The sequence below is a fragment of the Micromonospora sp. bgisy143 genome, assembly GCF_057708145.1.
Window position 1 is genome coordinate 1 of record NZ_JBYIRN010000013.1, and the last position, 25,562, is coordinate 25,562.

Consider the following 25,562-nt stretch of genomic DNA (forward strand, 5'->3'; position numbering starts at 1 on the left):
CGCGCCCCGAACCCCGCGCTCCGCGCCCCGAACCCCGCGCTCCGCGCCCCGAACCCCGCCGATCTTGCACTTTCTGTGGTCGATATGAGGGGGACTGTCCTCTTTCGTCGCGACAGAAAGTGCAAGATTGACGGCGTGGGGGGCGCGGCGGCGCGGCGCGGGGACGGGGGCGCGGGGCGGGGGCAGCGTGGGCTAGCGGGTTTCTACGGCTGTTCCGTCTACTGCCGCGCCCTTGCCGGTCGAGCTGCCGTTGCCGGGCGTCGAGGCTGAGCCGAGGCGGGCCAGCAGGCCGGCCAGGTCGATGCCGGTGAGGTCGCTGCCGAGCTGCAAGCCCTGCGCCACGTTGCCGGCTACCGACTTGGTCAGCGACGACGCGCCTTCGGTGGAGATGACCGTCATCTTGTCGATCGCCCCGATCGGAGCGCTGGCTGCCTCGACGACCTGCGGCAGCACCTTGACCAGGAGGTCCAGCACCGCAGCCTCGCCGTACGCGGCGAACGCCTCGGCCTTGCGGGCCATCGCGTCGGCCTCGGCCTCACCCTTGGCCAGGATGGCCGCCGCCTCGGCCTGCCCCTCGCGCTCGACCGCCTCGGCGATGGCGGAGCGCCGCCGCTGCTCGGCCTCACCCTCCTTGGCGCCCTCGATCGCGTTCGCCTCGGCCAGTGCCGCACGGCGGGCCCGCTCGCCCTCACCGGTGAGCCGCGCCTGCTCGGCGGACGCCTGCGCGGCGGCGATGACCGCCTGGCGCTGTGCGTCCGCGCTGAGTACCGCCGCGTTGCGGGCCGCCTCGGCCTCCTGCTCCACCTTGTACCGGGCGGCGTCGGCCGGCTTGCGCACCTCGGTGTCCAGTTGGCGCTGCTTCAGCTCGGCGTTGCGCTCGGCCACCTTCTGCTGCTCGGAGAGGATCGCCTGGTCCCGTTCCGCCTGGGCGAGCGGCCCGGCCGCGGCCGACTTGGCCTTCGCCGCGTCGATCTCCGCCTGGATGCCGGCCTGCTTGAGGGCCAGGTTGCGGTTCGCCTCGGCGATGGCCTCCTCGGCGAGCAGGCGCTCCTGCTCAGCCTGCTGCCGGGCCCGCGCCTCGGCGATGGCCGCGTCCTTGAGTACCCGGGCTGCCTCCGGCCGACCCAGGTCCTGCAGGTAGGAGCCTTCGGCGAGGATGTCCTGGAGCTGGAACGTGTCGAGCACCAGACCCTGGTTGGTCATCGAGTGCTCGGCCTCCTCGGCCACGGCGCTGGCGAACGCCGCCCGGTCCCGGATGACCTCCTCGACGGTGAGCCGACCGACGATCGAACGCAGCGCCCCCGCCAGCACCTCCCGGGTGAAGTTGTCGATCTCGTCCTGCTGGTGCAGGAACCGTTGGGCGGCCGCGCGGATCGCGTCCTCGGTGCCGCCGACCTTGACGATCGCCACTCCGTGCAGGTCGGCACGGATGCCCTGCTTGCTGACCGCGCCCCGGATGCCCACGTCGATCCGCCGGCTGGACAGGTCGAGCGACTGGAGCTTCTGCACCACCGGGAGCACGAAGACCGAGGCGCCGAGCACCACCTTCTGCCCGGAGGTGTCGGTCGACCGGCCGCCGTCCGCGGTGTGCGTGGTGCGGCCCTTGCGACCCGTGACGATGAACGCCTCGTTCGGCCCGGCCACCTTGATCCGGGACAGCACGAACAACACCAGGACGAGCGCGAGGACGACCGCGCCCACGACAGCTATCAACAGGGGCATGGAGGGGGTCCTGTCTACGAGAAGGAATCAGTAGGTCTCGACGTGCACGCTGGTCTCACTCAGCGCCTGCACGACGAAGACCTGCGCGCCGATCGGGATCGGCTGGTCGGCGCGGGCGTTGAGCTTGACCGGCTGGCCGGCGACGCGTACCCGCACCTCGCCGTACCCGTCGAGGGGCACCGGCGTGACGACCAGGCCGAGCGCGCCGACCAGGTCGTCGCGGGTGGGGGTGGGGTCGGTGCGCATGTTGCGCGCCGCCCGGCTGAAGCGGGACGCCAGCCACGCCGTGGGCACGGCCGCGAGCAGGCCGCCGGCCGCCGCGCCGGCGATCATTCCGGGGGTACGCGCGCCGAGCAGCTCGTTGACGATGGCCCCGCCGAAGCCGAACGCTCCGGCGAAGCCGGCGACCGCCTCGGTGGAGATCGGCCCGTCCACGTCGGGGTGCCCGAAGTGGAGCAACTCGCTGCCGAGCAGGGCGAGTGCCAGCACCGTGACACCGGCCCCGCCGATGATCAGGAAAACGAGCGTCCCCGTGGCCATGACCTGCACGGTATCGACGCCGCGCAACATCCAACCTGACGTTCCGAGCCCGCCCCCGCCCCGCCGATCTTGCACATTGTGTCGTTGTTACGTGGTGGTTCGTACCTTTGGTGACGACAGAAAGTGCAAGATCGGCGCGGGTGGGGGTGACGGCTTCGCGTCGGGGACAATGGGTTCGTGCGCTGGACCGTGCTTGACTCACCGATCGGCGAGTTCTCCGTGGCCACCGACGGCACGAGCGTCTGCGGAGCCCACTTCGGCCGGGTGGACGGGGCCACCGACGAGCCGGCCGATCCGCTGTCCCGGCAGGTCGTGGCCGAGCTGCGGGCGTACTTCGCCGGCGAGCTGACCGCGTTCACGGTTCCCGTGTCGGCCCCGCGCGGCTCCGAGTTCGAGCGGGCGGTGTGGCGGGAGATGACCCGCATCCCGTACGGCCAGACGCTGACGTACGGCGAGGTGGCTCGGCTGGTCGGCGACCCTGGCGGGGCCCGGGCGGTGGGGGTGGCCTGCAACCGAAACCCGGTTCCCGTGCTCGTGCCGTGTCACCGGATCGTCGGCGCGGGCGGCAAGCTGGTCGGCTTCGGTGGCGGCCTGCCTCGCAAGGTCACGCTGCTGGAGTTGGAGGCTGGGGTCGCGCTGCGACACGCCTGGTCCTGAACCTGCTGCGGAGGTCCCGTGGGCGGTGCTGAGGATCACGGGACGCGTACCCGGGTATGAAGCCCGAAGGGCCGGGTCCACACGGACCCGGCCCTTCGGCGGTGCTGGTGATCAGCGCGTCAGCGCTCGACCTCGCCGGCGATGAACTCCTCCACGGCCTGGTGGGCGTCGTGGTCGGCGTACTGCACCGGCGGGGACTTCATGAAGTACGACGAGGCCGACAGGATCGGGCCGCCGATCTTGCGGTCCAGCGCGATCTTCGCGGCCCGGACGGCGTCGATGATGACACCGGCGGAGTTCGGCGAGTCCCACACCTCGAGCTTGAGCTCGGCGTTGAGCGGGGTGTCGCCGAAGGAGCGACCCTCCAGGCGGATGTACGCCCACTTGCGGTCGTCCAGCCACGGCACGTGGTCCGACGGGCCGATGTGCACGTCGCTCTTGCTCATCTCGTGCGGGATCTGCGAAGTGACCGATTGGGTCTTCGAGATCTTCTTCGAGACCAGGCGGTTGCGCTCCAGCATGTTCATGAAGTCCATGTTGCCGCCGAAGTTGAGCTGGTACGTGCGCAGCAGCTCGACACCGCGGTCCTCGAAGAGCTTCGCGAGCGCGCGGTGCACGATGGTCGCACCGACCTGGCTCTTGATGTCGTCGCCGACGATCGGCAGACCCGCGTCGGTGAACTTCTGCGCCCACTCGGGGTCGGAGGCGATGAAGACCGGCAGGGCGTTGACGAACGCGCAACCGGCGTCGATCGCGGCCTGAGCGTAGAACTTGTCGGCCTGCTCGGAGCCGACCGGCAGGTAGGAGACGACGACGTCGACCTGCGCGTCGCGCAGCGCCTGGGCCACGTCGACCGGGGTGGCGTCGGACTCCTCGACGATCTCGCGGTAGTACTGGCCCAGACCGTCGAAGGTCGGGCCGCGCTGCACGGTGACGCCGGTCGGCGGCACGTCGCAGAGCTTGATGGTGTTGTTCTCGCTGGCGACGATCGCCTCCGCGAGGTCCATGCCCACCTTCTTGGCGTCGACGTCGAACGCCGCGACGAACTGAACGTCAGAGACGTGGTAGTCGCCGAAGGTGACGTGCATGAGACCCGGGACGCGGTCGTTCGGGTCGGCGTTGCGGTAGTACTCGACGCCCTGAACCAGGGACGAGGCGCAGTTACCCACACCGACGATGGCGACGCGGACGGAGCCCATAGCGTCTGCCTCCTTCTTTTCTGTCACGGCCGCTCTTTCCTGGTCTCTCCAGGTGGAGGCGGGCTGTTGTCTTCTCGTCGGCCACCGGCTGTCCCCGGATGGGGGACCGTCGGGGCTCGGCCGGAGCGCTCGTTGGCGATGAGCTCCTCCAGCCAGCGGACCTCACGCTCACAGGCGTCCAGGCCGTGGCGCTGCAGTTCCAAGGTGTAAGCGTCGAGGCGCTCGGCCGCCCGGCCCAGCACGTCGCGAAGGCCTTCACGACGTTCCTCGATCTTGCGGCGGCGACCCTCCAGAATGCGCAGGCGGGTCGCCTGGTCGGTCCGGGCGAAGAACGCGAAGTGCACGCCGAAACCCGTGTCGTCGTACGTCTCGGGGCCGGCCTGTGCGATGAGCTGGGCGAAGCGTTCCTTGCCCTCCGCGGTGATTTTGTAGACCACCCGACCTCGTCGGCTGGTCAGCGCGGGAACCTCCTCGGCGGTGGCGGGTGTCTCGGCGGCTTCGGTGATCCATCCCGCCGCCTGCAACCTGCGCAGGGTCGGGTAGAGCGAGCCGTAGCTGATCGCCGCCCGGATCGCACCGAGTTTGGCGGTCAGCTCCTTGCGCAGCTCATAGCCGTGCATCGGAGACTCCTGCAGGAGGCCGAGGATGGCGAATTCGAGCACTGGCCATCCTCTCTTTACCCTCCGGCGCGGAGCGATAACCGCCACGATGTATCGGACCGATACATCGCACGTTAGCCGTTGCCGCCGGCCAGCACAAACCCCCGTTCCGGGATGCTGTCATCACGCATCGTGACCGTGGTCGCCTCGCCGGGCCGGACCGCGTACCCTTCTCCGCATGCGTACGCAGCGCCAGATCGTCGACTACTCGCTTCAGAAGCGAGCAGTGCTGCGTGAGCTGATGGCCGGCCGCATCGGCACGTACGACGTGTGTGACGCGTCGCCGTACCTGAAGAACGCTGCACGGTTCCACGGCGAGCCCACCGAGCTGCGCTGTCCCATCTGTCGCAGCGAGAATCTGACGCTGGTCCACTACATTTACGGGGACGAACTCAAGCAGTCCGCCGGACAGGCTCGGACACTCGCCGAGCTGCCCGTGCTGGCGATGACGCTACGTGAGTTCCAGGTCTTCGTGGTGGAGGTGTGCCTCGGCTGTGACTGGAACCATCTCGTCGAGCAGTACCTGCTCGGTCGGGAGGGTCTCACCGGCGACGGCGACGGTGTTGGCGCTGACGAGCAGGACGCCGCGGCCGCCGAGGGCGTGGGTCGGCGGAGGCGAGAGGCGCAACGGTGATCTCAGTGGGTTCGACCGGCTCCGGGGCTGTGAACATGAACCGGGACGGCCGACCACTCGTTGGTCCGATTGGCCCGATTGATTCGGCAATGACCCTGGCGAACCGGCACCCCCGTGCCGGTGCTCCGGGTGAAGCAACTCACGGCAACCCGGTGGCGGCGCTGTCGCGCCCCACCGCGACCGGCAGGGTGTGAAGAATGAACTCGTACGGCGATCCCAGCTCCGCGCGCGGTCGGGCCCAGTACCCGGGCCCGGACGGTGACCCCGGACCGGGCGCGGACGACGCGTACCGCAGACCCGGCGGTGACTCCCGCGCGGGCGGCTGGTCTTCCGCGGAGCCCGCGGCGCCCCCCGGCCGAGCCTCGGTGACACCGAGAGCCGCCGGCGGTCGTGCGTCGGTCGGCGGCTCGGCCTCCGTGCCTCCGCCCGGCGGCGCCGCCGCCGGATCCGCGGCGGTGGGCTCGGCCACTCCCGGCCGCAGCGGGCGGGCCTCGGTGCCCGTGTCGCCGGCGCCGGGTGCGGCCACCGGTCGCGCCGGGGCCGGGCGGGCGTCCGTTCCGGTGTCCCCGGCGCCGGGAGCGCCCGCCGGTCGGGCCCGGGTCGGCACCGCCGCCGTCGGCGCCGCCTCGGCGGGCCGGGCCAGCGTCGGCTCCGCGTCGGTGGGCGGCCGTGCCGCGGTCGCCCGGGCGAGCGTCTCGCCAGTCTCCGGCGGGCCCGGTGGTCCCGGCGGTCCGAACGGTCCGGGTGGACCGAACGGACCCGGACGCGGTGGCCGAGGTGGTCGCGGCGCGGGTGACCCGGCCGCGGCGGCCCGGGCCAAGAAGCGCAAGCGGATGAACCTGCTGATCGCCGGGTTCGCCGTCTTCATCATGCTCGCCGGCGTCGGTGTGGTCGGGTTCACCTACTACTCGACGAACGTCGTCATGCCCAACGAGTTGCCGCTGCCGCTGTCCACGACCGTGTACGCCAAGGACGGCAAGACCACGCTCGCCAAGCTGGGCAGCGAGAACCGCACCTTCGTCACCATCAACCAGATTCCGGAGCACGTGCAGCACGCGGTGGCGGCAGCCGAGGACCGGAACTTCTACCGGCACTCGGGCGTCGACTACAAGGGCATCGTCCGGGCCGCGTGGAACAACGTCTCCAACGGTGACAAGCAGGGCGCCTCGACGATCACCCAGCAGTACGCCCGCAACGCGTTCGAGAATCTCCAGGACGACACGTACGGCCGCAAGGTGAAGGAGGCCATCCTCGCCTCCAAGCTGAACGACGCGTACAGCAAGCCGGAGATCATGCAGCACTACCTCAACGTCATCTACTTCGGACGCGGTGCGTACGGCATCGAGGCGGCGGCACAGACGTACTTCGGCAAGTCGGCGATCAAGCTGACCCCCGCCGAGGGCGCGGTCCTGGCCGCATTGATCAAGCAACCCGTTGCGACCGACACCCACAAGGGTTACGACCCGGCGGTCAACCCGACCGACGCCAAGACCCGGTGGGACTACGTGATCGACGGGATGAAGAAGGAGAAGTGGCTGGACCCGGCCGCCCCGATCGAATACCCGAAGGTGTTGCCACCGAAGAAGGGCGGCAACGGCTTCGGCGTCGACACCCCCCGGGGCAACGTCATCAACTACGTCCGTCAGGAGATGGACGCGATGGGCCTCTGCTCCGACACCGGCGCGGAGGGCAAGACGAGCTGTGTCGACGCGCTGCGGGACGGCGGCTACCGGATCACCACGACCATCGACCCGAAGCTCCAGACGGCCGCCGAGAACGTCGCCATGCAGTCGAAGAAGGGCTCGGAGCTCAACGACCAGCCCAAGAACCTGATGGCGGCCGTGGTCTCGATCGACCCGAAGAAGGGCCGCGTGCTCGCCTACTACGGCGGTGACAGCGGCGCCGACTTCGACTACGCCGGCAAGAACATCGACAAGAACGGCGACCTGGTCGGTGGTCACCCGCCGGGCTCCTCGATGAAGGTCTACACCCTCGCCGCCGCGATCGAGGCCGGCATCTCCGTCAAGTCGCACTGGGACCCCACGCCGTACAAGCCCGAGGGTTCCAAGGACCCGATCGGGAACGCCGGCCGGACCAACCTCAAGTGCGGCAAGTACTGCACCCTCGAAGAGTCGACGATCCAGTCGTACAACGTGCCCTTCTACTGGGTCGCCGACACCATCGGCGCCGACAAGGTCGTCGACATGGCCCGGAAGGCCGGCGTCACCACCATGTGGGACGTCAACCCGCCGCAGGCCTACGACCTGTCGAAGAAGGGGAAGAACCCCTTCGACAACTACACCGGTTTCGGCAAGTACCCGCTCACCGTGTTCGACCACGCGAACGCGATGGCCACCTTCGCCAACGACGGCAAGTACATCAAGGCGCACTTCGTCATCAAGGTGGAGCAGCAGGACAAGGACACCGGTAAGTGGAAGGTCGTCGGCAGCGAGCGGATCAAGCCTGAGCAGCGGATCGACAAGAAGATCACCGATGAGGTGACCGGCGTCCTCAAGCAGATCCCCGCCCCCAACCATCTCTCGCTCGAAGACGGCCGTCAGGCCGCCGCGAAGACGGGCACCTGGGAGTGGAACGACAAGGACAACGCGCACGCGTGGACGGTCGGGTACACCCCGCAGAACGCCACGGCCGTCTGGGTGGGCAGTCGGGATATCAAGAAGCCCCAGATCCGCCTCGCGAGTGGCAAGCCCGTCGGCGGTTCGACGCTGCCCGGTCCCATCTGGGAGAAGTACATGAACGCCGCGCTCAAGGGCCAGGAGGAGATTCCCCTGCCCAGCGTCACCGGCGAGGGCGACGTCACCAAGGGCAACGGCAAGGAGCCCGCGGCACCACCGCCGCCGCCCCCGGGCCAGCCCGGTCAGCCCGGCCAGCCGGGTCAGCCGTGCGACCCGTTGACCAATCCGTTCTGCCCCCGCAACGACGGCAACCCCGGTGGAAACAACCCCGGCGGTCCCGGAGTTGGCGGAAGAAACTAGGACCACACCGCACGCCGCCGCCGGCCGGACGATCTGTCCGGCCGGCGGCGGCGTTTTGCTGTGCTCACCGTCCCGAGTAGGACGTTGATGATGACTCCCCAGGACTGATGAGTGGTCGATGGAAGCGCGATGACGGCCGATGCCAGGCTGCCGTTGTCCCCGTCACCTGATCAGGAGAACCATGAAGCGACTGTTGCTCCTCCCCGGCCTCGCCTCGGCTCTCGCCCTGAGCTTCCTCGCCGGTCCCACCCCGGCCCAGGCCGCGCCGGCCCAGCCCGCGTCCGCATCCGACGTCGAGGCGGTGATCGCGGCGGGGCAGGGCACCCGGATCGACGCGGCGACGCTCGCCACGAGCGGCTGCGGATCGTCGTGCGACGGGAAGGATCCCTACTTCAAGATCTACTACAACGGCTCGAGCTACTACAAGTGCGCTGACGACGCGATCACCCAGTACAGCGTCTCGAACTCCTTCGGCAGCGTCAGCCTGCGCTACAGCCCTCGTTGTCGTACGGCTTGGGCGAAGACCGCCGCGAGCGACGTGATCTTCAAGGTGGTCAGCCGCTACACCAACGGCACGCAGCGGACGTCGATGAGCGCCTTCTACCCGTCCGAGTACACGAACATGGTCAATGACGCAGGGCTGGAGGCGCAGGCCTGTTTCGACCCGACCGGCCCGGGCGAAGGCTGGACCTGCACCGCTTGGTGGTGAGTCGGGCAGAGGTCCACATGCAGGGGAGCGCACCGACCGGTGCGCTCCCCTGCACGTGTCAGGTGCGTACAACTCAGTTGTTGAGGCACTCCAAGGCGTTGGTGAGCACCTTCAGGGACTGTGTCGTTTCAGTCAATGCCCGGCGGAGCGCTTCAACTGCTCGGCTGGACTGAGGCGTCTCGGGGTCGGGCGATGCGCCGACCAGGCGAAGGTGCATCTCCTGCACCGAGGTGCCCGGATTGATGCCCAGCTCGGTGGCGAGCCGCATCTTCAACTGGTGCAGCAGCATCAGCGCCTCACCCGTGCGAGACCTCAGGTGCAGAGCCTCGGCGAGCCGGCAGTGCAGACCCTCGTGATAGGGGTAGCGCTGGACCCAGGTGCGCAGATCGGCGGTGATGGCGCTGTGTCGGCCGCAGCTGAACTCCAGCTCCACCAACGTCTCGATGGCCCTGAGTCTGGATTCCTCCCAACGGAGAGCGTCTGCGCTCAAGGCGGGTGAATCGATGCCCTCCAGGGCGGAGCCCCGCCAGAGGCCGAGGGCCGCCTTGAGGTTACCGGCCGCGCGCTCGAACTGCCCGAGTCGTTGAGCGTGGTCGGCTTCGGCGCAGAGCCTGCGGAACGTGAGCCCGTCGACCTGATGCTCGCGCACTTCAAGGCAGTAGCCCCGCCCGACCCGGTTGATCTGTGGGGCATGCGTCTGCCCGAAGAGGCGCCGGAGCTTGCCGAGCCGATTCTGTACCTGCTGGCGGGCGGTGCTGGGTGGCTGCTCTCCCCACAGGACGTCGATGAGCCGGTCGATCGGTACCGGTTTGTTGGCATCGATCAGGAGAGCGGCGAGAAGTCTGCGATTCCGGTCTCCACCTAGAGGTAGAACCATTAATCCCGATTTGACGGTTAATGGTCCTAAGAACGAGATTTCCAATTGAGCCCCCGTGTTGCGTTCGGTGCATTTGCCGTAGCAAGCTGTGACTCAGCATAGTCGGTCCTGGATGTCCGTCAAGCATCGCTCAAGATCATCTGAGTGAAATCTGAACGCCTGCTAAGGGCCTCGTGCCCGAGTGGCTCGGCGCGGTACACAGCCCTGGCCTCAGGGGATGGATTGCCTGCGTACAGCCATCGTCCGGACTTCCCGCGGGGCGCTTCCGTGCCGGTGTCGACGCGGCGGCTGAACACCGCACGGCGGCTCGGCACGCGCCGGCCGTCCGGTGCCGTGGCGGGCGTCGCTGCATCGTCCGCGCTGCGTCGCGTCGCGCCATCAGGGCGATTGACCGGACTGTGGAGAGCTGGTGACGGCTTGATGGCCGGCGGTTGGATCCTCCACTCATTCCATCGACACTGGAGGAACTACCGTGCTGAAGAGAAATCTCGTCCGACTGGGCGCCACGCTGCTGATCTGCCTGGGGGGTGCCGTCGTCGCCCCGCAGGCCGCGATGTCGGCACCGTCGGCGCCGGACAGCTCGTCCACCACGATCAGGGCGCAGGATCTGGACCCCAGCACCGCCACGATGATCCCGGACGCGGAGCTGGCCAGTGCCGGCTGCGGATCGACGTGCGACGGGAAGAACCCGGCCACCTACAAGATCTACTACAGCGGATGCACGTCGTGCTACCACTACTGCGCGGACGATGCGACGACTGTCGCCTCGAACACCAGCGGCATCACCCTGGAGCTGCGGTACAGTCCCCGCTGCCGCACCGCCTGGGCTCGGGTCGGGTCGGACTTCTACTACCCGACCATCCGCAGCTACTACTCCGACGGTCGCGTCCGTACGTCGTACAGCGGTTTCGTTGACGCCTATTACACCCAGATGGTGAACGACGCCGGACTTCTCGCGAGGGCGGAAGCCACTGCGGGCCCCAGCACCTGGTGGACGTCCAAGTACTGATCCTGCCGTTCCATCGCCGTGCGGAGTGCCGCATCGGGCTGCGTTTTCGCAGCAGCCCGATGCGGCACTCACCTTATGAGCCGCCGCCGGGAACGAACGCCACGGCGTCGAACCCGATGGTCTTCTCGGTCGGTGCCGACTTGAAAGAGTCGAGCCTCACGCTGGCGCCGGAGCGGAGGCTGAAGTTGCCGAGCCACACCCAGCCGCCCTTGTGGTAATCCTGGTCCACCCGCACCTGACGGGTCCGGCCGTCACCCGTCTGGACCTCGTAGATCGCGTCATTCACCCGAGCCCCGGTCATGGGGATGTAGGCGTAGATGCCGGTCCAACCGGAGTACGACGACGGCGGTTTCCACGTACCGATCACCTGGAACTTGGTCGATCCGCGCGCCCTGCTGAACCAGTGATGACCCCCGAAGCCGTTGTCCACCTGGTGAAGGTCGATCTTCGCGGTGTACTCGTTCGGCCAGCCACTGCCGAACTCGAATTTCACCGACCCGTCATTGCGTGGTCCGACGCCACCGCACCGCGGCATGCTGGTTCCGGAGAGAACGTAGTCGACCACGATCGCGTTGGACGGCAGTTGACTGGCCGTGCACCGTGGCGGATTGTGCGTACCGTCTGCCGGCTCGGAGTAGTTGTCCGGTACATCGTACCGAATGCCCTCGTAACCGCAGGTCTCCTCGCAATCGCTCTTCCAGGTCACGGGTTTGTGGTACCAGCACTTCAGGTCGTACTGGCCGGCGCTGTTCTTGTGGAGGCAGGGCCCCGGCTTCTCGCCCTCCAAGCCCGGCTCGTTCGGTTGCACCCGCTGGAGCTGGTCACAATTGTTGGTGGAATCGCAGAACATCCAGATCTGTGGCTTGGCCGCGGAACGCCGCAGCCGCGCCTCGACCGGTTCGCCGTTCCAGAACGCCGTGCGGAAGCCAACCCCGTCATCGCCGGTGTCGATCGACTGAGCAGCCCACCCGATGACCTTCTCCTGGTAGGGCCAGTCCTGTGGATGCGCCGCGTCGCTGAAGACCGGCACGTTGTCGTCTGGGTTGAGCGGGTCCCGCACGTCCAGGAACGGGTGTCGCGTCGGGTCGTACCGCGGGTTGATGGGGTTGTTTCCCCAACCCACGCCCCAGGGTGAGCCATCACCCTTGTCCGGGTAGAAACCACTGTTGTACGCCCAGGCGGCGAAGAACCAGTTCTCGATCCGGGTCGGGTCGGCGTTGTTGATCCTCAGTCCTGCGTTGTACGTCTGGTTCCACTTGTCCTGCAGGATCTGCAAGCCCGCGGAGATGTTCGCCGCGTAGTCGAGGGCGATCGCCCGCTGGTGGTTGACCGGTCTGGCGGTCTCGCCCGGCTTCTCCTTCCCGGCCTTGCGCATACCGTCGGTCACCTGGCTGACGCCGTAGCCGCAGTCGGCCTCGTCCCAGTGGATCCGCCAGTCGTCGCTGGTGTCGGAGTCGTAGTAGCGGCGGCCGTAGTAGTTGCCGATCAGCGGGTTGCCGTACTCGCCGGACTCCGTCTGGGACGCCTGCCAGAGGTTGGATTCCTGAGCCAGGATGCCGAGCATGACCTGGGCAGCAACATGGCCGCCGCCGGCAAGCGCCCGAGGCGGGAACATCCCCTGGGGCGAGTAGGCCGGCAGGCCGAAGCCCCGGTAGTTGGCGGGACGGCTCTGGGTCAACGCTCCGAAGATGCCGTAGTCGACGGCCCACTCGATCTGACGAGGGCGCGGATGGTAGGCGAGCGTGGCCATGTCGTTGCGCGGCACCGAACACCAGGGGTCCGGGTCCTGTGGCGTGTACGGCTCCAGTACGTCATCGACTGCGCTGGACCCCAGCGATCTGCCACTCGACGCCGGTCGGGGCACGCCGATGGCCGGACTGTCCGACGTGGGGGCCGTCTCCACAGTGTTCACCCGGAAGGCGAGCTCATGGCCGGACTTCATGGCTCGGGCACCCAGCCGGAGAGGTGCCCGGGTGCCGACTGACACTGTCGACCCGGGCAGGGTCTCCTCGGCCGTCATCGTCCGCTCGAAGGCCAGGTCGCCGTTTGTGGAGATCTCTGCCTGAACTGGCACGCTCAGTCGGCGTACCGCTGCTGGTAGCGGCTTCACCGTCTTCGGAGTGCCGGTCAGGAACACCCGACCGCTGTCGCCGCGCTCCAGACCGAACGTGCCGATCGGACCCTCGGCGAGAGTGGTGACACTGCTGCCGACCTGTCGACGTGCCCGCATGGCGGTTCCATCCGCCTCCAGGAAGTTGAGCCCGCCGTCTTTGTCCGCTCGGATCGCGAACGGCACGCCTCGGCTCCTCGCCACCATCCGCACCCGGCCCGCAGTGTCGACTGCGGCGAGCCTGTCGCTCAGTCCGCCGACGAAGCCGTCCCGCGTCGACACCGCCGAGGTGAACTGGCCGTTGATCTTGACCTTGGCCCCCAGCGTGCCGCGTTCGGCGTCAAGCCGCAGCAGTTGGGTACCGGGCAACCCTTCGTCGCCCTCCTGGGTCAGCGCAGCGGACTCACCCGCACCGCAGCCCGGATTGAAGTACGCGAGGCTTGTCGTGACCGGAAGTTTGGTGACCTTTCCGGTCTGCAGATCGACGACAGCCGTGAAACCGCCCCGCCCGCTCAACTCGGTCTTGTTGGTGAAGTTGCGTGGGGCATAGACGACGACCGCGCGGCGCCCGGACGACGTGACGCAGGCATTGCCAATCCACCGGTCGGTGTCGAAGCCACCCTCGCGTAGCGTTGCGACGGTACGCCACGCATAGCCGTCGGCGGCATCCGCCACCAGCACATGAAGGCCCTCGGCGTCGCCCGCCGTGGTCCATGCCCGGTCCGTTGACGTGCGCCACGACGCGCCCAGCACCTTGTCCCGATCGGCGCTGGGAACCGCTTCGGCCGGCACACCGGCTCCGGCCTTCGGTTCTGCCTCCGGTCGGGCCTGTGCCGCCGGAACCTGCAACAGGCTGAGGCCCACCGCACCCACGGTCATCAGCGCCAACCGCAGGAAGGTACCCCTCCTGATGGGGTCAACTGTCATTCCAGTCTCCTTCATCGTCGGTCGTTGCGGACGGTCAGCTCGGTCATGTTGGGGTACGCAGCCGCAATTTTGTCGACACCCACCATGTCGTAGTTGAACGGGTTCTCGTCACGCCCGCCGTGAATCCGCAGAATGATCCCCTTGATCAGAATCCCGGACTCGGGACCTTCGCTGGGTATGGTGTAGACCGCTCCACCCATGTCTCCATCGCCGAACGCGATGGAGCTGCATCCGATGGAGTCGTAATCCTTGAGGAAGGGGAAGCCATTACATGGGCTTCCATCTTTCAGGATGTAGGTGCGGCGATCAGGCCACACGGTGCCGGGCTCGTTGATGTCGGCCTTGATGACCGATACGCCCCTGGCCTCCTCCAGGTCTCCCTGGTAACTCTCGATCCAGACGGTGTTGCTGCCGACGAACTCGGTCATCTCCACCCCGCAGAACGTTCCGGTTTCGGCGCCCGAAACGCACACCTGTTGACCGGCGATCGGCGACTCCCAGGCATCGATCTGCCAACCGTCCTGCGTCCAGCCGGTGCCGTCGTAAACGGCCGGCTCGGCACCGCCCTTCGGCTTGGTCAAGGTGACGCCGCGGATTGGCTTGTGCCAGGCTGCGTCGACACCCGTCGTCTCGTTCACCACGTCCCCACTGGGGTCGACGTAGGTTTGACCGGGAGTACCACAACTCGCCGGGCCGACCATCAGTTCGGTGTTCGTGGCGTCGTCCAGAATCGGGACGCCTGAGGTGCAGTGCCATTTCGTGTCGGCATCGACAACCTCGCCGGAATCAAGTCGAACACTCCAACCGCCATTGCCGCGGTTGGTGCTCGAGTTGATGATGTGTGCGCCTCCCCATGCCGGCGTCGTGTCATCCTGGCGGCTCGGACTGGGCCAGGTGACTGCGTCGGCAGCAACTCCAGCAGTGGTGCTGCGGCCGTCCGGCGTTTCGGTCCGGCCGCTGAGCGCGGGCAGATCCGGTTCGCTCCGCACCGTGACCGGCACGCCGACGTCCGGCAGTCGGAGAGAGGATTTGGCCCCGCTCGACACGGTGGCCGTAATACCGTCGCCCCGCACGGTGTAGGCGACAGACCGTATCGACCGGTTGCCGCTGGCCCTGATCTTCTCGGCAGCTCGAGCGAGTTCGTGAGCCGCGTAGTGGGCGGGCTCGACCTGCACCGGAACGTGCGCACGCTCCTGATCAAGCACGCGGCGCACGTCCGCCGGGACCTTGCCCCGCCAATAGACAGTCACTGTCCCTTGCCGAAGAGCCACACCCGCGAAGCCTGACTGCCTCGCCTCGGCAGCAGTGCGGATACGTACCGCCGCCGCGGCCAGCGGTGCCTCGGCGGCCATCCGCGCGCGTTGTGCCGGCGTCGCGCCCTGAGTGTCAGCCGCGAACAGCTTGTCCGCGGCCGCAGGCGTCCGTGACACCCTGCCCGGCTTGTCGGTGGTTCCCGCCGCCTCCGCTGACACGGGCAGTACGGCGAGTGCCGCACTGGCCATGCCGGCGGTGAGCAGCCACCCCATGGATCTTGCCGAACCCTTCAATCCGATCCCCTCACCGTGATGACGGGCTCGCAGGGCTCAAACGAGTCGATGCTGCGGCCCGATTGGCGCGAAGTTTCTCCGGCTGTCTCATCAATCGGTCACAGCTCGGACAGTCCGAGAGCGGGGATCAGGTCAGGGTGCGGGCGGCGGACGGAGGTCTCGGGCCCTGATCGCGCTGGGTTGCCACCTGAGTGGACGGCTCGGGACACATGACGTACTACTGCGAGTACGGCAGGATGCCTTTCTATGAGCACCCAGTCGACGCCCGGCATCGACGACGCCGGAACCACCGACCACCCGTCCCGCTCCGACGGGTTCGTCCGCGGCCTCTCCGGCGCCATCGGCGGGCCGCTGGGCGACCACGCGACGGCCCTGGATCGGCCGGCCGGGCAGGAACGCCGGTTCTGGACCGCCGTCCGGATCGTCCTGGCGCTTGCGTGCCTCACGCTCGCGCTGCACTGGGTGCAGAAATCCCCGTGCCAGGACGGCGCCTGGCAGAACAACGTCCAATACACCCGGTTCTGCTACACGGACGTGCTCGCCCTCTACTACGCCGAGGGCCTCAACGAGGGCAAGGTGCCCTACCGGGACCACCCGGTGGAGTACCCGGTGCTGACCGGCTACTTCATGGGTGCCCTCGGCCTGCCGGTGCACGCGATCGGCGACGGCGACCCGAGCATCAACCAGGGCCAGTGGTTCTACAACCTGAACGCGCTCGTGCTGGGCGCGCTCGCCGTGGCCACCGTCGCGGTGATCCTCGCGCTGCGCCGCCGACGACCCTGGGACGCCGCGCTGTTCGCGCTCGCCCCGGCGCTGCTGCTCACCGCCACCGTCAACTGGGACCTGCTCGCCATCGGACTGGCGGCGTTCGGTCTGCTGGCCTGGGCCCGGCGACAACCGGTGGTCGCCGGCGTGCTGCTCGGGTTGGCCGGCGCGGCGAAACTCTGGCCGCTGTTCGTGCTGGGGCCGATCCTCGTCCTGGCGCTGCGGGCCAACCGGCTCCGCGCCGCGCTCACCTCGCTCGGCGCGGCGGCGGTGGCCGTGGTGCTGGTGAACCTGCCCGCCTACCGGGCCAACCCGGACAACTGGGGTCGGTTCTTCGAGCTGAACACCACTCGGCCGATCGACTGGGGCACGCTCTGGTACATCGGGCGCTACCTGGACGGCAAGGTCGGCAACGACCCTGGCCAGCAGGGTCCGTTCGAATGGTTGAACACCAACATCCCGACCCTCAACACCATTTCGTACGCCCTGTTCGGGCTGGCCTGCCTCGGCGTGGCCGTGCTGGCGCTGCGGGCCCCGCGCCGGCCGCGGCTCGCCCAGCTCGCCTTCCTGGTGGTCGCCGCGTTCCTCATCTTCAGCAAGGTCTGGTCCCAGCAGTTCGTGCTCTGGATGCTGCCGCTGGTCGTGCTGGCCCGGCCGAAGTGGGGTGCCTTCCTGGCCTGGCAGTTCGCCGAGGTCTGCTACTTCGTGGCCTTCTACGGTGAGCTGCTCGGTGCGGCGACGAGCCGGCCGGTCTTCCCGGAGGGCGTGTTCGTGCTGGCCTCGACGCTGCGACTGGCGACCGTGGTGACCCTCTGCGTCCTGGTCATCCGGGAGATCCTGCACCCCGAACAGGACGCGGTGCGGGCCACCTATGCCGACGACCCGGACGGCGGCGTGCTCGACGGCGCGCCCGACGTCGGCTGGATCGACCGCTTCCGCCTACGCCCCAGCACCCCGACGACGGTCACCGAGGAGGACGTGCGGGTCTGACGCCGTGGCGTGCGCGTGCGCAAGGAGCCATCACTGCCGTAGGCCGACCGTGGTGTCCGCCTGGCCGAGTTTCCGGTCGAGGCCGGTGTCGCAAGCGGTGTCTGACATCGTCACCTCGGGCTGGGCACTGCGGGTGCCGCTGAACCGTACACAGAGCCGCACCGTCACCTCGGCGGGCGCGAGCCCTCCGGCGTTGCCGGTGCCGTCGAACGCCACGTCCAGCCAGATCCGATCACCCGGTTCGGACCGGCGACCGAAGACGAACCCGTTGCGCTCCCCGCTCTCCACCAACTCGGCGACCGCACCGAGCAGCGCCTCCTGGCGCGGGGCGGACGGGTCGGCCAGCGCGTTCGACATCGCCTGCCGCGACCGTTCCGCCTTCTCGCGGACCACAGCCGTGGCCTTGTCCGTGGCGTCCTGCTCCTGGTCAGGGGCCCCACAGCCGAGACTCGACGCGGCCAGGGCCGTGCCCGCGAGGAGGCCGAGCAGCCTTCTCGCGGGCACTGATGATGAAGCCTTGGTCAAAGCCCCATCTTTCCCCGTGTGACGTCGTTCATCACCTCAGCGTAGATACCGGCGCCACTGATCTTCGGGTGGAACGACTGCTGTGATGCCCCGTAGACGTTCCACGAGTCCGGTACCGGGCTCTTGAGCGGTCCCTCCTCACCTGCGGTGAGGTCCTTGATGACACCGTTCACCGTCTCCGGTGAACCGCAGACCGCCTTGCCCGAGAAGCGCTCGGTCGGGTTGCCGAACCACACCTGGACCCCCTCGGCCTTGACCTCGGCGACCGCCTCCTCCATCTTCGTCGCGAGGAGTTCGGCCGTGGAGTTCAGCCAGGGCAGTTCCTCCGCGCCGATACCGAGGACGCAGTACCCTTCGACCAGCTTGGGATAGCCCATCAGCAGGATCTTGGCTGCTGGCGCCTTCTTGTGGATCTCTCTGAGCACGATCTTGATTGATTCCTTGACCGGCCCTTCGATGCGCTTCCTGGTGGCCGTGCTCACCGGCTCGGTGTCGCCCTTCAACGTGCTGTCCTGGCAGAGTTGGAGTCCGGATCCGTAGATGCACTCCTGGATCACCTTGCTGAACTCGGAGTCATTGCCCCCGATGGACAGGGTGACCAGGGTGGTGTTCTCGTCGAGGAAGCCCTTGTCCAGTTGGGATACCTCGCCGTACGAGCCGCTGCCCGTCTTGTTGAACGCGTTCGCCGGCGGTGACTGCCCGGTCGGGACGGTCCTGAAGGGCAGCAGGTTGTGAGTCCGGGCGCCCGAGCAGGCATGGAACTGGTAATCCATCTGCGGATCCCAGGAGTCGGCCCGGCTGCCGATCGATGCCGAGTTGTCCGACAGCACCGCCTGCCGTGACCAGGAGTACCGGGAGCGGTGGCAGTTGTTCTGGAACAGCACCTCATCGCCGTTGAGTTGCTTGAAGTCGGTCTCGCGGTAGTAGTCGGCACCACGGTTCTCCGACGCTCCCTCGCCGGAGGAGTACGAGTCCCCGAGGGCCACGACCTGATGACGCGGCTTCGCGTTCAGCTTCTGCACCGCGATCGCGTCCCACGCCACGTCCTCCACCCCGGTGCCGTCCTGGGTGTCGGTCGACAGCCGGACGCGGGGAGTGCCGGCGAACTTGAAGACACCCAGGGACACCCACCGGTGCTCCTGGGTGCGTTGCAGCAGGACCCGCTTCTTGCCCTTGTCGAAGCCCTGGCCGAGGTCCACCTGGTACTCGGCCTGACGGGTGTGCGCGCCCTGGTCGGGCATGTGCACCATCACCCGCCCCCAGCCCTGGAGTTGCTGGTTCAGCGACCACGTTCCGGATACCCGAAACTTGCCACCCTGGTCATCGGGCCGCCGGGTGTGCGCGAACCAGAAGTGGCCCCCGAATCCCCCACCGATCTGGTGGAAATCGATCTTGGACGGGTAGTGGCCGGTGCTGTCTGCGGCGAAGTCCAGATTGAAGGTTCCGGCGTTCGTCCAGGGCCGTCCGCAACCCGGCCGGACGGACGGTGTGCCGTCGACGACGTTGTCGATGACGAGAGCACCGCTCGGCAAGCCCGACAGGCTGCAGTTCGGTGCGTAGCTCGTAGCGTCCTCCTGGTAGGCGTACCCGGGATCGAATCGGAGCACCTCGTTGCCGGCCTCGAAGCCCTCCTTCCACTTCACCGGCCGGTTGTACCAACACACGAGATCGAAGCGGCCGGCGGCGTTCTTGTGGGCGCAGGGGCCCGCTTCCTCGCCCACCACATCCGGGTCATCCGGAACGTTCAACTCCCCTGGGTGGCAGTAGTTCGAGTCGTCGCAGAACAGATCGATCGGCGGCTTGACGGTGATCCGCTGCCGAGTGTCGTTCCACCACGCGGCCCGGAAGCCCGAGACCAGCTGGTCCGGGCCCTCCAGCAACTCCGGCGGGTGTCCGGCAAAACCGAGCACCTTCTCCTGGTACGGCCAGAACTGCGGATTCGCCGCGTCGGCGTACGTGTACTCGAGGAAGGGCACCCGGTCGGCCCGGAATCTCGGGTTGATCGGGTTGTTGGCCCAACCGACGCCCCACGGGGATCCGTCGCCCCGGTCCGGGTGGAAGCCACTGTTGTAGGCCCAGAGAGCGAAGAACCAGTGCTCGAGCCCTCCGGGATCCCCGCTGTTCACGATCAACCCGGCGGTCCGGGTCTCGTTCCACTTCGACTGCAGAATCTGCAGCCCGGCGGCGATGTTCGCGGCGAAATCCAGAGCGATGGCACGCTGCTTGTACGCGGGCAGGGCGACCTCACCTTCCTTCTCCCGGCCCGCCAACCGCATACCGTCGGTGACCTGGGTGACGCCGTACCCGCAGTCTGCGTCTTCCCACCTGATGTCCCAGTCGTCCTCCTCCTTGCCGTTGTAGATGTCCCGGCCGTAGTAGTTGCCGATCAACGGACTGGCGGTGACGCCCGGGACAGCGTGGAAGGACGCCTGCCAGAGATTCGACTCCTGCGCCGCGATGCCCAGCATGACCTGGGCCGGAACGCGGCCACCGCCGACCAACGGGATCGGCGGGAACAGATCCTGAGGTCGGTACGCAGACATGCCGAGGTTCTTCCAGTTGGCCTCCCGCTGCACGTAGAGCGAGTTGGTGATCGCCTGGTCGACTGCCCACTCGACCTGGCGGGGCTTGGGCTGCAATGCCTGGTTGCGCGGGTCGTTGCGCGGGACCGAGCAGTAGGCTTCCGCCTCCACGGGGTTGCTCGGGGAGCCCGCGGCGGCTGCCGAGGCCCGGCTACCCCCACCGGCCGACGCGAGTTTTGGATGAATGCGCCTACCCTCGGCGGCCTGGGCGTCCGGAGCGTCGGCGGGTTGCACCTGGAAATCGACCTTCTTGCCGTTGGTCAGGACGGTGGCCTGGATCTTCACCTGCCGCGGCGACGTCGGGTCCGGAACCGCAACCCGTGGGTCGGCCTGACCGGCCCAGCGGACCTCGGTCAACGCCAACTGCCCGTGCGAAGACAGCTGGGATCCGGCTGCCACCTCGACCTTCGACACGTTCTCCGGTAGCGCGTGCGTCCGGTCCGCCTGACCGGTGATGAAGGCCCGGCCACCAGCGCCAGGCGTGACGCTCAGCTTGGACAGCTGCCCCTCCGCGAGCGTTCGCGGTTCGTTCTTCGACTGCGGAACGGCACGCCGGACCCGTACCCGGTCACCCGTGCGGTCCATGAACAGGACACCGCCGCCGCCGTCCGCCTTGAGCTGGAACGGGGTTCCCGAGGTGGGGGCGACCGGCGTCAGCGTGCCGCCGCCTCCCACCTGCACCAGGCGCGAACCCCCGGCTGCCACGATGGTGCGTCCCACCGGCAGGGCAGAGGTGACCTCGGCGTTGACGAGGATCGGTCGCGAGAGCTCGCCTTTGCCGGCATCGAGCCGGAACAGTCGCGTACGAGCGGGCCCGTCGATCTGGTCGTTCGACAGCTGGCCGCCCAACTGCGTGAGGACCGCCGTCTCGTCCGCGCCGCAGCCCGGGTTGAAGTAGGCCAGCGATGACTGCACCGGCAGCTTGCGCACCGAGCCGGTCACCAGGTCGACAGTTGCCGTGAAGCCGCCGCGATCGAAAAGGTCAGCTTTGTTGGTGAAGGTGCGCGGCGCGTAGACGACAACGAGCCGCCGACCGGAACCGGTCAGGCAGGCGTTGCCGATCCACTGGTCCGCGTCGAAGCCCGGCTCTGCGAGAGTGGCCACGGTCCGCCACGTGTAACCGCTGCTGGCGGTCGCGGCGAGGACATGGAAGCCGTTGCCGTCTCCCGACGTCGTCCACGCGACGTCCTGCGACTCCTTATAGCCTTCGGTCAGGAGCTCGGCCCGACGCTGCGGATCGATCGTGGACGACGGGGTATCCGCCGCGGGTGCCGGCGCGGGCGGCGCGGCTGCTGCGAATGCCACGCCGTGCACCGACTGAGGAAGCAGCACCGCGCAGGCCACCGCGATGAGTAGCGCCGGAGATCGGGAACGTCGACGAGCCATCGGACTCCTCTCGGACTCGATGCGGCCGCATTCGTCTTCAGATGCCGTGCGGGAGGCCGGAAGGTAGCGCCGTGGTGGCTGAAGGACGCGCGGACAGCACCGGGGATCAGGGAGCCCTCAGGGTGGGGTGTGCGGCCATTGCTCTTTCATCGCCGTCACACAGGACGACCGTCACACGCTGTCGCCGAACGTGGCTGCGGCCGATGCGGGTGCGCGGCCAGGGGTGCGTCGACCCCATCGGCTGCCAACGATGGACCGCCGCCGTGACACTGACGCCATCGGCGGGCCGCTGGGTGACCAGGCCATGGCACTGGTCCGGCGGACGGGCAAACCGCAGGCAGCGAGAGGCGTCAGAGTCGATAGACGACCGCGTCGCCGACGTCCTGACGGGTGACGCCGAGCGATTCGACCGGCGCGTCGATGGTGATCTCCCAGGGCGTGCCGGGCACCTCGTCGCGGAGCAGCACCACCGTGCGCACACCGAGGGTGCGCAGGTAGTCGACGCTCATCTGGTCGGGGAACGACTGGCTGACCCGGCGTACGTCGTCGAGCTGTCGGGGCGTGAAGCCGCTGCCGCCGTTCGCCACGTCCGGGAATCCGTCCGTCGACCAGAGCATCACGTGCTGGTCGAGACCCTGGTCGCTGGGGAGCACGAGCAGCGGGCCCTGCGCCGAGCGCATCGCGGCGGGCTGCGCCGGCACCACCGGATGCGGGGTGGAGTTCAGCCCTTCGACGGTGACCAGCAGCAGCGGCAGCAGCGTGGCGATCCGCAGCCACGGCCCGGGCCAGGACGGGATCCGCTGCGCGGCCAGCTCCCGGACCCGGTCGGTGAGGGCGGTGACCGCGCCCGCCGCGAGCAGCGCGAGCAGCAACGTCGTCCAGAGCATCAACCGCCCGGGGGTACGCAGCGCGTTCCAACCAGGCGCGTGCTCGAACAACGGCACGTAGGTGAAGGTGCCGTCGAAGAAGCGGGTACCCATCGCGAACACCATCGTGACCAGCACCCCGACGAGCAGGAACAGCCGGTGCCGCAGCCGCCAGACGGAGAAGAACAGCCCGCCGAAGGCCAACGCGTAGAGCACGAACCCCGGCAGCAGCGTCATCTCCGCGTGAAACGGCAGCGCGTCTCGGGCACCCTCGTGCAACCCACCCCAGATCCGCGACTCGGCGGGCGCGGTCACGAAGCCGGACGCCGGCGGAGAGAAGAGGGAGATGTCGCGGACGGTCCGCTCGGCGTACGGGTGCAGCTCGGTCACCTGGAAGTACGGGAGTGCCATCAGCGCGCCCACCCCGGCGAAGAACACCCCACCGACCAGGTCGGCCACGAGCAGCCGGCGGCCGAACGGCAGGGTACGGCCGGACCGCAGCCACTTCACCCCGAACAGCACGGCAGCGACCAGCACCGCGACGGCCAGGAAGTAGGCGAACGGCAGACCGATGCCGAAGCCGAGGCTGATCTGCCAGGCGGCCACCAGCCAACCGGCGTACACCCAGCCGTCGTGCCGTCGTTCGGGCCGGTAGCCGTACCGCAGCGACCAGCCGTGCCCCCGCGCGAGCATCGCGAGAGCCAGCGGGATGCCGCCGTTGGACAGCACGTGCAGGTGCCCGGCCTGGGCCAGCAGCCACGGCGCGTAGGCGTAGCCCACCCCGGCGACGGCGGCGCCGATCCGGCCGGCACCGAGTTGCCGGGCCAGGGCGTACGCCCCGAACGTGGCGAGCGCGTGCGCCAGCACGAACATGATGTTGTAGCGCAGCACCGCGTCCTCGGGGCCGCTGCCGAGCATCCCGGCCGGGGCGTAGCCGAGCAGCGTGTCGGAGAACGCGAAGCTCCACAGCTCCGGGAAGAAGGTGTTCGACTGCCACAGGCGGGTCGGGTCGGCCAGCAGGATGTGACCGGACCAGGCCATCTGCCACGCCTGGAGGCTCGGGTCCCAGGTGTCCTGCGGCAGGGTGTAGCGCGGGTAGCGAAGCGTCGGCCAGGTCATCAGCACGGCCAGCGCCAGCGAGGCAAGGGCCGCCAGGCTCCACTCGTGGACCAGGGACCGGCCCACCGCGCGGGCCGCCCGGGTGAGCCGGCTGGGCCGGGGCTCCGGCGCCGAGGCGAACGCCTCCCACCGGTCGGGCTCGACCGACTTGGCCTCGCTACCCTCGTTGGCGTCGCCGTCCTTGGCTGCCGTACCCGTGGCGTCGGCCTTCTTCGCGACGGCGCTCGTCGTACCGATGTCGCCCTTGACGTCGCCCTTGACCGCGTCGCAGTTAGGCGTGTCGGCCTTGTCGCCGTCGGCGCTCTTCGCGTCGCCGTTCGTGACGGCGCCGTTCGTGACGGCGCCGTTCTTGGTGGCGTCGCTCTTCGTGGCGTCGCTCTTCGTGGTGGCGTTCGTTGCCGCGCTGGAGCTCTTCGGAGCCCTGTTTCTCCCCCAGCCCCTGCGGGTCGTGCCGTTCGTGGTGGTCCCGGCCGAGGCGGCCGGGTGCTCGGTGGACGGCGCGGCCGGTCGGATCGGGTCGTCGCCGGTGGACGTGGGCTGCGCCTTTCCCGGCTTGGACGGTCCGGTCGTCATGCTGCCGGGCGCTCCGTCGGGAGCTGCTGGCGCAGGAAATCGATGTCGGCGGCCTGGCCCTCGACGCCGCCCGGAGTCTCGACGACCACCGGCGCCCCGGCGGCCCGGATCACCGCCACCACCAGCTCGGGATCGATCGTCCCGCCGTCGAGGTTGTCGTGCCGGTCCTGGCCGGAGTTGAACCCGCCCTTGGAGTTGTTGGCGTGCACCAGGTCGATCCGGCCGGTGATTGCCTTGACCCGGTCGACGAGGCCGAGCAGTTCCTCGCCCCCTGCGTACGCGTGGCAGGTGTCCAGGCAGAAGCCAACCTCGTAGTCGCCGATCGCGTCCCAGAGCCGGGCCAGCGCGTCCAGCCGGCGGGCGCACGCGTTGTCTCCGCCGGCCGTGTTCTCGATGAGGACCGGCACGCCGAACCCGCCGGAGTCGGCCGCGTACGCGAAGGTCTTGCGCCAGTTGTCGAAGCCGACCGCCAGGTCGTCGCCGGCGTTGACGTGCCCACCGTGGACGATCAGACCCTTGGCGCCGATCTCGGCCGCCGCGGTCGCGTGCCCGACCAGCAGTTTGCGGCTGGGGATCCGGATGCGGTTGTTGAGGGTTGCCACGTTGATGACGTACGGCGCGTGCACGTAGAGGTCGACCTCGGCGGCGCGCAGCCGCTCGGCGTCCTCGCGCGGCTTGGGTGCCTTCCATCCCTGCGGGTCGGAGAGGAAGAACTGCACGGTGTCGGCGGACCGTGCGGCCGCCTCCGCCAGCGGGTCGGTCGAATCGACGTGGGCTCCGATACGCATGGCAGCGAGCCTACGTCGCGACCACGACAGGCGCGGTGACGGCCGGCGATGTCGTCACTCCGGCCGCCGGACGCTCGTTGAGGGGATGGGACCCGACGAGCGGGGCCCGGGGCCGGGCGCGACGAGGCGCCCGGGTACGGCACCGGGTCGTTCGTCGGCCCGACAGCGAGGTCACCCCCGTGGCGCGGCCCGGCGTCGCGGGGGGAGACCCCGTCGCACCAGATGGGCCCGGTCGCAGAATCTCGGAAATTTCTGCCTTTTGCCCCGACACGGGACGAGAGCCGTTGTATCGTCAGATAACAACACGATAAAGCTCCGCGGGGCGTCTCCGGTCCAACCTCATCGGTGTGGTCGTTCCTCCCCAGGTCCCACCCAAGGAATG

General features: G+C 68.5%; 19 protein-coding genes. 7 read left to right on the forward strand and 12 right to left on the reverse strand.

Annotated elements, in window-relative coordinates; translation table 11 throughout:
- Window positions 1-192: 192 nt before the first annotated feature.
- Both AC3EN4_RS16655 and AC3EN4_RS16660 read right to left on the reverse strand, forming a co-directional pair.
- Window positions 193-1,722, reverse strand: coding sequence for a flotillin family protein (locus AC3EN4_RS16655; protein WP_422737536.1), 1,530 nt, complete (start codon window positions 1,720-1,722; stop codon window positions 193-195).
- 27 nt (window positions 1,723-1,749) lie between these two features.
- Window positions 1,750-2,292 carry a hypothetical protein gene (locus AC3EN4_RS16660; protein ID WP_435206712.1) on the reverse strand — a complete coding sequence of 181 codons (543 nt, stop codon included), beginning with the start codon at window positions 2,290-2,292 and terminating at the stop codon, window positions 1,750-1,752.
- Window positions 2,293-2,439: 147 nt separating this feature from the next.
- On the opposite strand from AC3EN4_RS16660, the gene AC3EN4_RS16665 reads away from it, so the two are divergent.
- Window positions 2,440-2,919: a methylated-DNA--[protein]-cysteine S-methyltransferase gene (locus AC3EN4_RS16665; protein WP_435206713.1), complete on the forward strand. Its 480-nt coding sequence runs from the start codon at window positions 2,440-2,442 to the stop codon at window positions 2,917-2,919.
- Window positions 2,920-3,038: 119 nt separating this feature from the next.
- On the opposite strand, the gene AC3EN4_RS16670 is transcribed toward AC3EN4_RS16665, so the two are convergent.
- On the reverse strand, window positions 3,039-4,118 hold the full coding sequence (locus AC3EN4_RS16670) for an inositol-3-phosphate synthase (RefSeq protein WP_422737533.1): 1,080 nt from the start codon (window positions 4,116-4,118) through the stop codon (window positions 3,039-3,041).
- Between the two features lie 23 nt (window positions 4,119-4,141).
- On the reverse strand, window positions 4,142-4,780 hold the full coding sequence (locus AC3EN4_RS16675) for a PadR family transcriptional regulator (RefSeq protein WP_422737532.1): 639 nt from the start codon (window positions 4,778-4,780) through the stop codon (window positions 4,142-4,144).
- A 175-nt stretch (window positions 4,781-4,955) separates the two neighbouring features.
- On the opposite strand from AC3EN4_RS16675, the gene AC3EN4_RS16680 reads away from it, so the two are divergent.
- On the forward strand, window positions 4,956-5,411 hold the full coding sequence (locus AC3EN4_RS16680; RefSeq protein ID WP_422737531.1) for a DUF5318 domain-containing protein: 456 nt from the start codon (window positions 4,956-4,958) through the stop codon (window positions 5,409-5,411).
- Window positions 5,412-5,550: 139 nt separating this feature from the next.
- On the opposite strand, the gene AC3EN4_RS16685 is transcribed toward AC3EN4_RS16680, so the two are convergent.
- Window positions 5,551-6,240, reverse strand: a complete 690-nt coding sequence (locus AC3EN4_RS16685; RefSeq protein ID WP_488179832.1) for a hypothetical protein — start codon at window positions 6,238-6,240, stop codon at window positions 5,551-5,553.
- A 4-nt stretch (window positions 6,241-6,244) separates the two neighbouring features.
- On the opposite strand from AC3EN4_RS16685, the gene AC3EN4_RS16690 reads away from it, so the two are divergent.
- Both AC3EN4_RS16690 and AC3EN4_RS16695 read left to right on the forward strand, forming a co-directional pair.
- Complete coding sequence (locus tag AC3EN4_RS16690) at window positions 6,245-8,407, forward strand: transglycosylase domain-containing protein (protein ID WP_488179833.1); 2,163 nt, start codon at window positions 6,245-6,247, stop codon at window positions 8,405-8,407.
- A gap of 181 nt (window positions 8,408-8,588) precedes the next feature.
- Window positions 8,589-9,116 (forward strand): DUF2690 domain-containing protein, encoded by a 528-nt coding sequence (locus AC3EN4_RS16695; protein WP_435206715.1) that lies wholly within the window; start codon window positions 8,589-8,591, stop codon window positions 9,114-9,116.
- Window positions 9,117-9,189: 73 nt separating this feature from the next.
- Here the strand turns inward: AC3EN4_RS16695 and AC3EN4_RS16700 are convergent, their stop codons facing one another.
- Window positions 9,190-9,765: an AfsR/SARP family transcriptional regulator gene (locus AC3EN4_RS16700; RefSeq protein ID WP_435206716.1), complete on the reverse strand. Its 576-nt coding sequence runs from the start codon at window positions 9,763-9,765 to the stop codon at window positions 9,190-9,192.
- Here AC3EN4_RS16700 and AC3EN4_RS16705 point away from each other — a divergent pair.
- On the forward strand, window positions 9,754-9,981 hold the full coding sequence (locus tag AC3EN4_RS16705; RefSeq protein WP_435206717.1) for a hypothetical protein: 228 nt from the start codon (window positions 9,754-9,756) through the stop codon (window positions 9,979-9,981). The two genes, AC3EN4_RS16700 and AC3EN4_RS16705, sit on opposite strands and share 12 nt — an antisense overlap.
- Window positions 9,982-10,465: 484 nt before the next feature.
- Window positions 10,466-11,002, forward strand: coding sequence for a DUF2690 domain-containing protein (locus tag AC3EN4_RS16710; protein ID WP_435206718.1), 537 nt, complete (start codon window positions 10,466-10,468; stop codon window positions 11,000-11,002).
- Between the two features lie 73 nt (window positions 11,003-11,075).
- On the opposite strand, the gene AC3EN4_RS16715 is transcribed toward AC3EN4_RS16710, so the two are convergent.
- Both AC3EN4_RS16715 and AC3EN4_RS16720 read right to left on the reverse strand, forming a co-directional pair.
- Window positions 11,076-14,039 (reverse strand): golvesin C-terminal-like domain-containing protein, encoded by a 2,964-nt coding sequence (locus AC3EN4_RS16715; protein WP_435206719.1) that lies wholly within the window; start codon window positions 14,037-14,039, stop codon window positions 11,076-11,078.
- An 11-nt stretch (window positions 14,040-14,050) separates the two neighbouring features.
- A complete protein-coding gene (locus AC3EN4_RS16720; RefSeq protein ID WP_435206720.1) occupies window positions 14,051-15,565 on the reverse strand; it encodes a chymotrypsin family serine protease in 1,515 nt (504 codons plus the stop codon).
- A 267-nt stretch (window positions 15,566-15,832) separates the two neighbouring features.
- Between AC3EN4_RS16720 and AC3EN4_RS16725 the strand changes: the two genes are divergently transcribed.
- Window positions 15,833-17,341 carry a glycosyltransferase family 87 protein gene (locus tag AC3EN4_RS16725; RefSeq protein ID WP_435206721.1) on the forward strand — a complete coding sequence of 503 codons (1,509 nt, stop codon included), beginning with the start codon at window positions 15,833-15,835 and terminating at the stop codon, window positions 17,339-17,341.
- 30 nt (window positions 17,342-17,371) lie between these two features.
- Here AC3EN4_RS16725 and AC3EN4_RS16730 read toward each other — a convergent pair whose 3' ends face one another.
- The 4 genes from AC3EN4_RS16730 to AC3EN4_RS16745 all read right to left on the reverse strand — a co-directional run bounded on the left by AC3EN4_RS16730 (window position 17,372) and on the right by AC3EN4_RS16745 (window position 25,180).
- Complete coding sequence (locus AC3EN4_RS16730) at window positions 17,372-17,845, reverse strand: hypothetical protein (RefSeq protein WP_435206722.1); 474 nt, start codon at window positions 17,843-17,845, stop codon at window positions 17,372-17,374.
- 17 nt (window positions 17,846-17,862) lie between these two features.
- Window positions 17,863-21,753: an SGNH/GDSL hydrolase family protein gene (locus AC3EN4_RS16735; RefSeq protein WP_435206723.1), complete on the reverse strand. Its 3,891-nt coding sequence runs from the start codon at window positions 21,751-21,753 to the stop codon at window positions 17,863-17,865.
- A 431-nt stretch (window positions 21,754-22,184) separates the two neighbouring features.
- Window positions 22,185-24,392, reverse strand: a complete 2,208-nt coding sequence (locus AC3EN4_RS16740) for a hypothetical protein (protein WP_435206724.1) — start codon at window positions 24,390-24,392, stop codon at window positions 22,185-22,187.
- The gene (locus AC3EN4_RS16745) at window positions 24,389-25,180 is read right to left on the reverse strand and encodes a deoxyribonuclease IV (protein ID WP_422737525.1); all 792 of its coding nucleotides are present in this window, start codon (window positions 25,178-25,180) and stop codon (window positions 24,389-24,391) included. Before AC3EN4_RS16745 ends, AC3EN4_RS16740 begins: the two co-directional genes overlap by 4 nt.
- Window positions 25,181-25,562 lie beyond the last annotated feature (382 nt).